The following is a 12,891-nucleotide window of genomic DNA, read 5'->3' as shown; positions in this document are numbered from 1 at the left end:
TGGTTTTATACAGGTGTGGTTGCGCCGTCGGGCTATCCATTACTGCCCGTAATAGGCCTTCGCCCCGTGTTTGCGCAGGTAGTGCTTATCCAGCAACGTTTGCTGCATATCCGGCAACTGTGGCGCAAGCTGGCGGCAGAAGATGCCCATACAGGCGACCTCCTCCAGCACAATGGCGTTATGCACCGCGTCTTCGGCGTTTTTGCCCCAGGTGAACGGACCGTGTGAATGCACCAGCACGCCGGGCATCTGCGCGGCATCGATACCCTGTTTTGCAAAGGTTTCAACGATGACGTTGCCCGTTTCCCATTCATATTCGCCGTTGATCTCCGCATCGGTCATTTTGCGCGTGCAGGGGATCGTGCCGTAAAAATAGTCCGCATGGGTCGTCCCCGTCGCCGGAATGGATTGCCCGGCCTGCGCCCAGATGGTCGCGTGGCGCGAATGGGTGTGGACGATGCCGCCAATCGACGGGAAAGACTGATACAACAGACGGTGGGTCGGCGTATCGGAGGAGGGCTTTTTCGTTCCTTCCACCACTTCACCCGTGGCAATGCTGACCACCACCATATCCTCTGCGCTCATCACGCTGTAGTCGACGCCGGAAGGTTTGATGATGAAGACGCCGCGCTCGCGATCGACGGCGCTGACGTTCCCCCAGGTGAGAGTCACCAGATTGTGTTTTGGCAGCGCCAGATTGGCTTCCAGTACCTGACGTTTGAGGTCTTCTAACATAGCTGTCTCCACGCCGGATGGCGCTGCGCTTATCCGGCCTACGAGGTTGGTGCGACCTGTAGGCCGGATAAGGCATTTACGCCGCCATCCGGCAACTGTTAACGTTTGAAACCGTAATAAACTTCGTTCCAGCGCAGCGCGTCTTTAAAGGCGGGCAGGCGGGTATCGTTATCGATGACGGTGATTTCGATATCGTGCATCTCTGCGAACTGGCGCATATCGTTCAGATCCAGCGCATGGCTGAAGACGGTGTGGTGCGCGCCACCGGCGAGAATCCACGCTTCGGATGCGGTGGTCAGATCCGGCTGGGCTTTCCACAGCGCGTTGGCGACCGGCAGTTTCGGCAGGTCATGCGGCGTTTTTACGGTGTCGATGCAGTTGACCAGCAGACGATAGCGATCGCCGAGGTCGATCAGGCTGGCGACGATCGCCGGGCCGGTTTGGGTGTTGAAGATCAGACGTGCGGGCGCGTCTTTACCCCCGATGCCGAGGTGCTGCACGTCGAGGATCGGTTTTTCTTCCACCGCGATAGACGGGCATACTTCCAGCATGTGCGAGCCGAGCACCAGATCGTTGCCCTTCTCAAAGTGGTAGGTGTAATCCTCCATAAATGAGGTGCCGCCCGGCAAACCGCCAGACATCACTTTCATGATGCGAAGCAGCGCGGCGGTTTTCCAGTCGCCTTCGCCAGCGAAACCGTAGCCCTGTTGCATCAGGCGCTGTACGGCCAGCCCTGGGAGCTGCTTCAGGCCGTGCAAATCTTCAAACGTCGTGGTGAACGCGTGGAAGCCGCCCTGTTCCAGAAAGCGCTTCATGCCCAGTTCAATACGCGCGGCTTCCAGCACGTTCTGCCGCTTGTCGCCGTGAATTTGCGTCGCGGGCGTCAGGGTATAGTGGCTTTCGTATTCATCCACCAGCGCGTTAATGTCGCCGTCGCTAACCGCATTCACGACCTGCACCAGGTCGCCCACTGCCCAGGTATTCACCGAGAAGCCGAACTTGATCTGCGCTGCCACTTTATCGCCGTCGGTCACGGCCACTTCACGCATGTTGTCGCCGAAGCGGCACACTTTCAGGTGGCGGGTATCCTGTCTGGAGACCGCCTGGCGCATCCATGAGCCGATACGCGCGTGCGCGTGTTTATCCTGCCAGTGACCGGTCACTACCGCGTGCTGCTGACGCATACGCGCGCCGATAAAACCAAACTCGCGTCCGCCGTGCGCGGTCTGATTCAGGTTCATAAAGTCCATGTCGATGCTGTCCCATGGCAGGGCGGAATTGAACTGGGTGTGGAACTGCAACAGCGGCTTGTTGAGAATACTCAGCCCGTTAATCCACATTTTCGCGGGCGAGAAGGTGTGCAGCCAGACCACCAGGCCCGCACAGCGATCGTCATAACTGGCGTCACGACAAATCGCGGTGATCTCGTCAGGCGACGTCCCCAGCGGTTTCAGCACCAGTTTGCAGGGCAGTTTTGCTTCGGTATTCAGCGCCTTTACCACATGTTCGGCATGCTGAGTAACCTGGCGCAGCGTTTCAGAGCCATACAAATGCTGGCTGCCAATCACAAACCACACTTCATAGTTGTCAAAAATCGTCATTGTCGTGTCCTTAATGGGTCAGGGTTGCCTGGCTGACCGGGGTTTTTGGCGCCGGGGCGGCAGTCGGAAGATAGTGTTGTTCAGCGCTGACCGCCCACTGCCGGTAGCGCTGATAAAGCTGTTCGAAGCGTTGAGCCTGTTCCGGGCGCGGTTGCAGGGTGTTCTCTACGGCGCTGGCCATTTTTTGTTGTGCGGCAGGGATATCGACATGCGCTTTTGCGGCGACGGCGGCAAAAATGGCGGCGCCTAACGCGCAGCACTGGTCTGAGGCGACAATCTGTAGCGGACGGTTGAGCACGTCGCAGCAGGCCTGCATGATCACCTGATTCTTACGGGCGATGCCGCCCAGCGCCATCACGTTGTTGACGGCAATGCCCTGTTCGGTAAAGCATTCCTGAATGGCGCGTGCGCCGAAGGCAGTGGCGGCGATCAGGCCGCCAAACAGCGCTGGCGCATCGGTGGCGAGATTCAGATCGCTAATCACCCCTTTCAGACGCTGATTAGCGTTCGGCGTGCGGCGACCGTTAAACCAGTCGAGCACTACGGGCAGATGATCCAGCGATGGATTCTTCGCCCACGCCTCGGTCAGCGCCGGGAGTAGCTGCTTTTGGCTGATGGCGATTTGGTCTTTCAGTTCAGGATGCTGCGCCGCAAGCTGCTCCAGCGGCCAGCCGAGAATGCGGCCAAACCAGGCATAGATATCGCCGAACGCCGATTGTCCCGCTTCCAGGCCAATAAAATCAGGCACGACGCTGCCGTCTACCTGGCCGCAAATGCCTTTCACCGCACGGTCGCCGACGCTCTGCTTGTCGGCAATCAGAATGTCGCAGGTCGATGTGCCGATCACTTTCACCAGCGCATTCGGCTGCGCGCCCGCGCCAACCGCGCCCATATGGCAGTCAAACGCGCCGCCAGAGATGACCACGCTTTCCGGCAGGCCGAGGCGTTGCGCCCACTCCGCGCACAGCGTGCCAACTGGCAGATCGGCAGTGAAGGTGTCGGTAAACAGCGGCCAGGCGAGGTGGCGGTTGATGATGGGATCGAGGTCATCGAAGAAACTGGCGGGCGGCAAACCGCCCCAGCTCTCATGCCACAGCGATTTATGCCCGGCGCTACAGCGACCACGGCGAATATCCTGCGGGCGCGTGGTGCCGGAGAGCAGGGCAGGCACCCAGTCGCACAGCTCAATCCAGGAGGCGGCGGCCTGCGCGACGGCGCTGTCCTGACGCGTAACGTGCAGAATTTTCGCCCAGAACCATTCGCTGGAGTAAATGCCGCCGATGTAGCGGGAATAATCGGTTTTGCCCGGCGTATGGCACAGGCGGGTGATGGCTTCCGCTTCTTCGACCGAGGTGTGATCTTTCCACAGGACGAACATCGCATTCGGGTTTTCGGTGAACTCAGGACGCAGCGCCAGTACGTGGCCGTCGGCATCAATGGGGGCGGGGGTGGAGCCGGTGCTGTCGACGCCGATGCCGACCACCTCGCCACGCTGTGACGCGCTCAGGGTCGTGAGAACGTTTTTCAATGCGGCTTCCATTGACTCTATGTAGTCGCGTGGATGATGGCGGAACTGGTTGTTCGGGGCGTCGCAATAGCGCCCTTCCTGCCAGCGGGGATACCACTCTACGCAGGTGGCGATCTCTTCCCCGGTGGCGCAATCCACCGCCAGAGCACGAACTGAATCACTGCCAAAATCGAGGCCAATTGCAATCGCCATCGTCTTACTCCAATCGAAAAAAACAGGTATGGAGAAACAGTAGATAGCGGGGATAAAAACCGTCAGGCAGGATCCGCTAATCTTATGGATTAAAATGCTATGGCATTGCAAAGTGTGACGCTGTGCAAATATTCAATGTGGACATTTCTGTCGTAGTTATAGACACTTTTGTTACCCGTTTTTATCGCCTTCGCAATCGGCCTTTGTTACAAATCTCTTTTCGCAAGCGGGGTTGATGGTCCGTAACCGCAATGACGGCGGGGCGCAGAGGGGAAGGTGAAGATGTCTCACTCAATATGGACAATTGGTTTCTTCTCAGAACGCCGGGAGTATTGAATTTATGGCTGAAACGCAAAATGATCCCCTGTTGCCGGGCTATTCGTTTAATGCGCATCTGGTTGCCGGGCTGACGCCCATTGAGGCGAACGGCTATCTGGATTTTTTTATCGACCGCCCGCTGGGGATGAAGGGATATATCCTTAATCTCACGATTCGCGGGGAAGGGGTGATCAATAACCACGGCAAACAGTTTGTCTGCCGTCCGGGGGATATTTTGCTGTTTCCGCCTGGCGAGGTACACCACTACGGTCGCCATCCCAACGCGAGCGAATGGTATCACCAGTGGGTGTACTTCCGACCGCGCGCCTACTGGCAGGAGTGGCTCACCTGGCCGACGATTTTTGCGCAGACCGGTTTTTTCCGCCCTGACGAAGCGCACCAGCCGCGCTTTAATGAGCTTTTTGGTCAAATCATCAATGCCGGGCAGGGGGAAGGGCGCTACTCTGAACTGCTGGCGATTAACCTGCTGGAGCAGCTTCTGCTGCGACGTATGGAGGCGATCAATGAATCGTTGCATCCGCCGATGGACAGCCGGGTGCGCGACGCCTGTCAGTACATCAGCGATCATCTGGCGGACAGCCAGTTTGATATTGCCAGCGTGGCGCAGCACGTCTGCCTGTCGCCGTCCCGCCTGTCGCACCTGTTCCGCCAACAGTTAGGCATTAGCGTACTGAGCTGGCGCGAGGATCAGCGCATCAGCCAGGCGAAGCTGCTGCTCAGCACGACGCGGATGCCGATAGCCACCGTCGGGCGCAATGTCGGGTTTGACGATCAGCTTTATTTCTCTCGCGTCTTTAAAAAATGTACCGGGGCCAGCCCGAGCGAGTTCCGCGCTGGTTGTGAATAAAAAGTGAATGATGTGTCTGCAAAGATGTCATAACGCGTAATCTATTCAGACAATTGGCGACTTGACGAAGCGGGTGAGGGTTAGCAGAATCGCTGCTTCGTAAATCTGACGGACACATTATGCAAGCATTGCTGGAACACTTTATTCTCCAATCCGCTCTGTACTCGCTAATTGCGGTGGCGCTGGTGGCCTTTCTGGAGTCGCTGGCGTTGGTCGGTCTGATTCTGCCCGGTACGGTGATGATGGCGGGGCTGGGGGCGCTTATCGGCAGCGGTGAGCTGAATTTCTGGCATGCGTGGCTGGCGGGCATTATCGGTTGCCTGCTGGGGGACTGGATCTCCTTCTGGTTGGGCTGGCGCTTCAAAAAGCCGCTGCACCGCTGGTCTTTTATGAAAAAGAACAAAGCGCTGCTGGATAAAACCGAACACGCGCTGCATCAACACAGCATGTTCACCATTCTGGTCGGGCGTTTTGTCGGCCCGACGCGGCCGCTGGTGCCGATGGTGGCGGGGATGCTGGATCTGCCCGTCGCGAAATTTATCGTGCCGAATATTATTGGCTGCGTGCTGTGGCCGCCGTTCTATTTCTTGCCGGGGATTCTGGCGGGCGCTGCGATCGACATTCCGGCCGATATGCAGAGCGGCTATTTCAAATGGCTGTTGTTGGCAACGGCGCTGCTGCTGTGGCTGGCGGCCTGGCTGTGCTGGCGGTTATGGCGTAGCGGTAAGGCCGCCGCCGATCGCTTAACGCCGTTTTTACCGCGAGGCCGCCTGTTATGGCTGGCGCCGGTGATGCTCAGCGTGGGCATTGTCGCGCTGGTGATGCTGCTTCGTCATCCGCTGATGCCGGTGTATATCGATATTCTGCGTAAAGTCGTGGGTTACTGAGGGATCTTTTGCCGGATGGCGCTGACGCTTATCCGGCCTACAACGGATGCCTGTCCGTAGGCCCGGTAAGCGTAGCGCCACCGGGCACCCCATTACGCTTTAATGCCCAGTAATGCCGAAGCGCTGGCCTGACCGCTTAATAACTCATCCGTTTTGCCCTGCCATGCGATACGCCCGTCGGCCACGACAATCGAGCGTGACGCAATGCGTGCGGCATCCTCCACGCTATGCGACACCATCAGCAGGGTTAATTGCTGGTCGCGGCAGACGTCGCTGACCAGCGTCAGCATCTCCTGACGCAGGGCGGGATCGAGAGCGGAAAACGGCTCGTCGAGCAGCAATACCGGCTGCTCGCGCACCAGGCAGCGCGCAAGCGCCACGCGTTGACGTTGCCCGCCGGAAAGCTCGCCCGGCAGGCGCGCCAGCAGATTTTCGATCCCCATCTGGCGTGCAATATGATGCAGCTTCTCCCGCTGAGCCGCGTTCAGCTTTAGCCCAGGGTTTAACCCCAGCCCGATGTTCTGCTGCACGTTCAGGTGGCTGAACAGATTATTTTCCTGAAACAGCATGGAAACGGGACGGCGGGAGGGCGGTGTCGTGGTGTGATCCTGACCTTCAATCATTATTGTGCCGCTGGCCGGTGTCAGAAACCCGGCGATTAAATTCAGCAACGTACTTTTCCCGGCGCCGCTTGGCCCGAGAACCGCCACCTGTTCACCGCGCGCCACCGACAGTGTAAAGCGCATGGGCAAATGGTGATAAAGCCAGGTGATATCAGTCAGTTTTAACATTTCGCCCCGGTAATTTTTCGATAACGGTAAACAGCATAAAGCAGAGCATCAGCAGTAATAATGCGGTAACTGCGCCGTCCTGGCTGCGATAGGAGCCAATTTGCTGATACAGATAAAACGGCAGCGTGCGGAAATCGTCGTTGCCAAACAGCGCCACCACGCCAAAATCACCGATGGAGAGCACGCAGGCAAAGGCCAGCGCCTGCGCCAGAGGGCGTTTCAGGGCGCGCAGTTCCACCACCTTCAGTCGCGACCATCCCTCAATGCCCAATGACTGACACAGCATACTGTAGCGTGCGGTCACATCGCGCATGGGGTTTTCCAGCACTTTTAGCGCATAGGGAATCGCCATTAGCGCGTTGGTGAAAATCACAATACCGTCAGCCGACTCCGGTAGCCCAACGCTGTTGTTGAGCAGTAAAAAGAAGCCGGTCGCCAGCACGATGCCGGGCATGGCAAGGATCAACATCCCGCTCAGTTCCAGCGCCTGGCCTGCCAGCACCTGCTGGCGGGCGCGCAGTTCGCGGCTGCTCCATAAAAGCATCATCGTCAGGATGACGCACAGCACTCCCGCCGCCAGCGCAATGCGCAGAGAGGTCCACAGCGCCTGCCACAAAATGGGTTGCGCCAGCACGTCCAGCAGGCTGCGATTGACGCCATCAATAATAACCGCCAGCAGCGGCGGGAGAAGCAACAGCAGCGCCAGGGCGATCAGCAGGCTGTCCGTCAGGCGGCTGTGGAGCCGATCGTCAGGGTCGCGCCAGCCTTGCACCAGCGTGACGCCGGGGGCAATGGCTTTACTCAGCCGCTGGCTCAGCAGCACCAGCGCCAGACAACATATCATCTGGATCAGCGCCAGCATGGCCGCACGGGCAGGATCGTAGTCGTAGCTCAGCGCCTGATAGATGGCCAGCTCGATAGTGGTAGCCTGCGGGCCGCCGCCAAGTGACAACACGGTGGCGAAACTGGCGAAACAGAGCATAAAAATCAGCGCCGCCACCGGCGGGATTTGACGACGCAGCCACGGCCATTCAACAAAGCGGAAGAAGTGCCAGCCGCGCATACCTAGCTGCGCGGCGAGCTGTCGCTGTTCGCCGGGAATGTTTTCCAGCGCCTGAAGCAGCAGGCGGCTTGCCATCGGCAGGTTAAAAAAGACGTGCGCCAGTAAAATCCCCTGCAAGCCGTAGGGCGAGAAATGCCACTCCAGCCCCAGCGTATGCCACAGCGAGGCCAGCCAGCCCTGACGACCGTAGACGCTGAGGATACCGAAAACGGCGACCAGCACCGGTAAAATCAGCGTCATGGCGCACAGGCGCAATAACGCCAGACGTCCGGGAAAACGGCGACGATAGAGCGCTCTGGCGAGGAAAATCGCCGGGATGACGGAGAGCAGCGCCGACAGGAACGCCTGCCAGAACGAGAAACGCACGACGTGCCACAGGTAGCTGTCCTGCCACAGCGACGACCATTCACCCTGCGGCGCGTTAAGCCATAGCGCCAGAAATGCCGCCAGAGCCACTGCCACCATCAGCGCGGCGGCAGAAAGCCCGGGTATCAGCCAGCCGGGAATTAGCGGCTGACGGCGCGTTGCCATTCGCTAATCCATGCCTGACGCTGGGATGCCACTTCCGCAGGCGTAAATTCCAGCGTGGTGGATGGCTTCGTCAGTTGTTCAAATCCTGCGGGCAGGGCGACGTCAGCGACCGGATACATCCAATTGCCGGTAGGAATGGCGTTCTGGAATGCCGGTGAAACCATAAACTTGAGGAATTTTTCTGCCAGTTTCGGCTGTTTGCTGGCGGCAGTGCGCGCAGCCACTTCCACTTGCAGGTAATGACCTTCGCTGAAGCTGGCGGCGGCGTAGTTATCTTTTTTCTCTTCGATGATGTGATACGCCGGAGAGGTGGTGTAGCTCAGCACCAGATCGCTTTCGCCTTTCAGGAACAGGCCGTAGGATTCGCTCCAGCCTTTGGTGACGGTGACCGTTTTGGCCGCCAGTTTTTGCCAGGCTTCCGGCGCGTTATCGCCGTAGACTTTCTGCATCCACAGCAGCAGACCCAGCCCCGGTGTACTGGTGCGCGGGTCCTGATAAATCACGCGCCATTTCCGATCGCTCTCTACCAGTTCTTTCAGGCTTTTCGGTGGGTTTTTCAGTTTGTTTTTGTCATAGATGAAGGCGAAGTAGCCATAATCAAACGGCACGAATGTGTCGTTATGCCAGCCGCCTGGCACGTTAACCGCATCAGGCGCAATGCCGCTTTTCGCGAACAGGCGGGTTTGCGTGGCGGCTTCCAGCAGGTTGTTGTCCAGGCCAAGCACCACGTCGGCTTTGCTGTTTTTCCCTTCCATTCGCAGGCGGTTAAGCAGCGAAACGCCATCTTCCAGCGCCACCAGCTTCAGTTCGCAATCACAGTCAGCTTCAAAGGCTTTTTTGATTGTCGGGCCAGGCCCCCAGTCGGCAGCGAAGGAGTCATAGGTATAGACGGTCAGAACAGGTTTGGCGAAGGCAGGCGCTGCGCACAGGAGTAGCAAGGGAAGACATTTTTTTAACACTTTGCACCTCATAAAGTGGGTGGCAAAGGACTTGAGAAGCAGTCTCAAATCCCTTCGCCGGCGTTATCCGGATCAGGTTCGACGGGTATTTTCTCAGCCCATACACTTCACGAATGGTTTTGCGTATGTTTATCAGCACCCCGTTGAGGACGGCGTTAGTGTAGTGATTTTGTTGCTAAGCGGCAATCATGGGTCGGGTGGCGCAAACCATGCCGATTTAAAGTCAAACCAGCCGAGGGTGTTCATACGTAGCCCGCGCATACTGCGCTGCCCCTGGATGATCAGCCAGTGGTGGATCAGCGGGACGATCGCTTTACTGGCGAGCAATTGCTGGCACCACACTGCCAGGTTCATCTCGCCGTTTCGCCACTGCGCAGCGTCGCCCTCCCAGTCCAGCGGGATGCAATGCTGCAACAGCGGGACTTCGCACAGGTGCGCAAACAGGGAAAAATCGAGCGGTAGCGTAAAGTTGGCGCTGTTGAGCCAGATGTCGCTTGTGACCTCCCCCGCATGCCATTGATCGTAGTCGATCTCATGGATATCCAGATGGACCTGATGTTCAGCCAGCAGCTGGCTCATGATCTGCGCGATCACCCGATGTTCGATGTGGTCGTGGTAGTAGGTCAGCGTGATTGTCTCCAGCCCGGCGGGTTTTTCGCCGTGTCCCGGGCGGGCATGGTGCCAGCGGGGCAGTAATCCGTAAGCCGGGAACCAGTGGCGCTGGTATTGCTCGTCGGCATAGAAGAGCAAATTGCTGGGGGAGAGCACGCGGCTTATCCACTCTCTGACTTCCTGATTCGCGCCGCGATTCGTCCGGGCGTCGAACAGCATATAGTAGCAGCCCTCTTCCAGCCGGCTTTCGATGGCTTTTTCATCTTCGGTCGGCCCTTTTAACGTCAGACCGCCGTTCGGTTCGTCGCCAATGTCCGGCAATACCCAGACGTTCACTTCATCAATCAGCGCCCGATAGCCGAAGAAATCATCAAAGGCGTGGATTTTTAACTGGTTGCGCGTATTACGCATCACCGCGTAAGGGCCGGTGCCGATCGGATGGCTGGAGAAATTATTCAGCGTTTCCCACTCCCGTGGCAGGATCATCGCCGGAACCTGACCCAGCAGCCACGGCAGCCAGCGATCCGGCTGCGACAGGTGAATATCCAGCGTCCAGGCGGTGGGGGAGACTATCTCGGTAATGTGCGAGTAGAGCGGCAGGGCGTTGATGCGCGTCAGTGAGGTTATGACATCCTCCATCTCCAGCTCGCGTCCGTGATGGAAGTGAATCCCCGGACGAAGAAAAAAACGCCACTGCAAAGGGGAAATCTGTTGCCAGTGGTGGGCAATATCGGCTTCCAGTTCCCCATTTTCCTCATTTACGCGCGTCAGTGCGCTGAAAATTTGCCGGGCGATATGGGTTTCTGAACGACGCAATGCGGTGCCAGGCAGCAGGTTGTGCATTGGACGATAGTAGAGGACGCGCAGAATATGCCGCCCCTGGCGAAAGCTGCGCCCCAGGTGGGACACCAGCATTTGCCGCACGGCGGTTTTGTCGCCCACCAGCTGTACCAGCTGGTCGATGCGATCTTGCTCCAGCAGGTCTTCCGCCCGCTGCTGCTGTAGCGCCAGCCCGGTATAGAGGAAGGTCAGACGGGAGCGTTTCCCGCGTCCGACCTCCGCCTCCCACGTCAACCAGCCACGTTCCTGCATGGTATTCAGCAGCGTACGCATATGGCGGCGGGAGCAGCTCAGCAGGTCCGCCAGCTCGTTGAGCGTGGTGTCTTGCGTTTTGCCGTCGCAGCATTGCCACAGACGGATGAACTGTTGTTGCAGACGACCTGAAGACATAAAAGGGGAACTCCTGCGCAAAACTCAGCAATTTTACTATCCCCATATTAGGTCAATAATGGATTCCGATGAAGCAATATGGAGAGGTCTTCGATGCGTCAGTTTTATTTGAAGTACTTTACCGCGACAGAAGGGTTGTCCTGGTTGGCTTGTCCGAGCGCGCCGCAGCGCTTAAAGATGCTTGAAGAACTGATGCAGTGGGAGGTGACTGCCTGACCTCGGATTTCCGAATTGCAGACATCATGTGTGACTGAGTATTGGTGTTTATCGCCGCGCCAGCAGATAATTCCTGCTGGCTTTTTTCGTTTCGGCTGCGTTTAGCCATAAAAAGGGAAAGTATGCTCTGGTTAATGACGATGGGACGGCGCCTCAACGGTGTTTATGCCGCTTTCATGCTGGTTGCCTTTATGATGGGCGTGGCGGGAGCGTTGCAGGCACCGACGCTGAGCCTGTTTTTAAGTCGTGAAGTCGGTGCGCAGCCGTTCTGGGTCGGTCTTTTTTACACGGTCAACGCGATTGCCGGGATTCTGGTCAGCCTTGCATTAGCAAAACGCTCGGACAGTAAAGGCGATCGCCGTAAGCTGATTATGTTCTGCTGCCTGATGGCGATTGGCAACGCGCTACTGTTCGCCTTCAATCGCCATTATCTCACCCTGATCACCTGCGGCGTGTTATTCGCGTCGCTGGCCAATACCGCCATGCCGCAGCTATTTGCGTTGGCGCGGGAATATGCCGATAACTCCGCGCGTGAAGTGGTGATGTTCAGCTCGGTAATGCGTGCGCAGCTTTCACTGGCATGGGTGATTGGCCCGCCGCTGGCTTTTATGCTGGCGCTGAACTATGGCTTCACGGCGATGTTTTCCATTGCCGCCGGCATATTCGCCATCAGCCTGGCGTTGATCGCTTTTATTCTGCCCTCGGTGGCGCGCGTTGAGCAGCCTGCCGATGTTCCGGTCACGGAAACGGGCGGCTGGCAGGATAAAAACGTCCGTATGCTGTTTATCGCCTCCACGCTGATGTGGACCTGCAACACCATGTACATCATTGATATGCCGCTATGGATAAGCCTTGAACTGGGTTTACCGGATAAACTGGCCGGAATATTGATGGGGACTGCGGCAGGTCTGGAGATCCCAGCGATGATTCTGGCTGGCTACTCGGTGAAGCGCTTCGGTAAGCGGTGGATGATGGTTATCGCCGTGGCTGCGGGGGTACTGTTTTATCTCGGCCTGATTTTCTTTCACAGCCAGACGGCGTTGCTTATCCTGCAACTGTTTAACGCGGTGTTTATCGGCATTGTGGCGGGGATTGGCATGCTGTGGTTTCAGGATTTAATGCCAGGCCGCGCCGGTTCAGCCACCACGCTGTTTACCAACAGTATCTCCACGGGAGTGATTCTGGCGGGGGTGATTCAGGGCGCGGTCGCGCAAAGCTACGGGCATTTCGCTGTTTACTGGGTGATAGCGGCGATTTCGCTGGTGGCGCTGGTGATGACCGGGTGGGTGAAGGATGTGTAAAAAATGCCGGATGACGGCTTCGCCTTATCCGGCCTACACAGAGTGGCAGGCCGGATAAA

General features: G+C 57.7%; 11 protein-coding genes and 1 riboswitch. Of the genes, 4 read left to right on the top strand and 7 right to left on the bottom strand.

Features of this window, described 5'->3' with window-relative positions; translation table 11 throughout:
- Nucleotides 1-39: 39 nt before the first annotated feature.
- The 3 genes from araD to araB all read right to left on the bottom strand — a co-directional run bounded on the left by araD (nucleotide 40) and on the right by araB (nucleotide 4,056).
- A complete protein-coding gene (gene araD, locus OGY62_RS18660; RefSeq protein WP_114847964.1) occupies nucleotides 40-735 on the bottom strand; it encodes an L-ribulose-5-phosphate 4-epimerase in 696 nt (231 codons plus the stop codon).
- Nucleotides 736-833: 98 nt separating this feature from the next.
- Nucleotides 834-2,336 carry an L-arabinose isomerase gene (gene araA, locus OGY62_RS18655; RefSeq protein ID WP_248622823.1) on the bottom strand — a complete coding sequence of 501 codons (1,503 nt, stop codon included), beginning with the start codon at nucleotides 2,334-2,336 and terminating at the stop codon, nucleotides 834-836.
- 10 nt (nucleotides 2,337-2,346) lie between these two features.
- On the bottom strand, nucleotides 2,347-4,056 hold the full coding sequence (gene araB, locus OGY62_RS18650; RefSeq protein WP_286460396.1) for a ribulokinase: 1,710 nt from the start codon (nucleotides 4,054-4,056) through the stop codon (nucleotides 2,347-2,349).
- Nucleotides 4,057-4,396: 340 nt separating this feature from the next.
- Between araB and araC the strand changes: the two genes are divergently transcribed.
- Together araC and OGY62_RS18640 are read left to right on the top strand one after the other, a co-directional pair.
- Nucleotides 4,397-5,242, top strand: a complete 846-nt coding sequence (gene araC, locus OGY62_RS18645) for an arabinose operon transcriptional regulator AraC (RefSeq protein WP_012134104.1) — start codon at nucleotides 4,397-4,399, stop codon at nucleotides 5,240-5,242.
- Nucleotides 5,243-5,361: 119 nt separating this feature from the next.
- Entirely contained in the window at nucleotides 5,362-6,129 is a 768-nt protein-coding gene (locus OGY62_RS18640; RefSeq protein WP_200091382.1) for a DedA family protein, read from the top strand.
- A 92-nt stretch (nucleotides 6,130-6,221) separates the two neighbouring features.
- Here OGY62_RS18640 and thiQ read toward each other — a convergent pair whose 3' ends face one another.
- The 4 genes from thiQ to sgrR all read right to left on the bottom strand — a co-directional run bounded on the left by thiQ (nucleotide 6,222) and on the right by sgrR (nucleotide 11,315).
- Nucleotides 6,222-6,920, bottom strand: coding sequence for a thiamine ABC transporter ATP-binding protein ThiQ (thiQ, locus tag OGY62_RS18635; protein WP_286460395.1), 699 nt, complete (start codon nucleotides 6,918-6,920; stop codon nucleotides 6,222-6,224).
- A complete protein-coding gene (thiP, locus tag OGY62_RS18630; protein WP_110494682.1) occupies nucleotides 6,904-8,514 on the bottom strand; it encodes a thiamine/thiamine pyrophosphate ABC transporter permease ThiP in 1,611 nt (536 codons plus the stop codon). The genes thiQ and thiP overlap by 17 nt, the downstream gene beginning before the upstream one ends.
- Nucleotides 8,490-9,473: a thiamine ABC transporter substrate binding subunit gene (gene thiB / locus OGY62_RS18625; RefSeq protein WP_286460394.1), complete on the bottom strand. Its 984-nt coding sequence runs from the start codon at nucleotides 9,471-9,473 to the stop codon at nucleotides 8,490-8,492. Before thiB ends, thiP begins: the two co-directional genes overlap by 25 nt.
- A 31-nt stretch (nucleotides 9,474-9,504) precedes the next feature.
- A riboswitch (TPP riboswitch) is annotated at nucleotides 9,505-9,626 on the bottom strand.
- 33 nt (nucleotides 9,627-9,659) lie between these two features.
- Complete coding sequence (gene sgrR / locus OGY62_RS18620; protein WP_199976501.1) at nucleotides 9,660-11,315, bottom strand: HTH-type transcriptional regulator SgrR; 1,656 nt, start codon at nucleotides 11,313-11,315, stop codon at nucleotides 9,660-9,662.
- Between the two features lie 93 nt (nucleotides 11,316-11,408).
- Between sgrR and sgrT the strand changes: the two genes are divergently transcribed.
- Complete coding sequence (sgrT, locus tag OGY62_RS18615; RefSeq protein WP_024130713.1) at nucleotides 11,409-11,531, top strand: glucose uptake inhibitor SgrT; 123 nt, start codon at nucleotides 11,409-11,411, stop codon at nucleotides 11,529-11,531.
- 122 nt (nucleotides 11,532-11,653) lie between these two features.
- Nucleotides 11,654-12,832, top strand: a complete 1,179-nt coding sequence (locus OGY62_RS18610; protein WP_286460393.1) for a sugar efflux transporter — start codon at nucleotides 11,654-11,656, stop codon at nucleotides 12,830-12,832.
- Nucleotides 12,833-12,891: the final 59 nt, after the last annotated feature.

It is taken from the genome of Citrobacter sp. CK198 (assembly GCF_030333295.1).
Lineage (GTDB): Bacteria > Pseudomonadota > Gammaproteobacteria > Enterobacterales > Enterobacteriaceae > Citrobacter_B > Citrobacter_B koseri.
The sequence above is the reverse complement of the archived record's forward strand: the minus strand, read 5'-3'. Positions and strand labels throughout refer to the sequence as shown.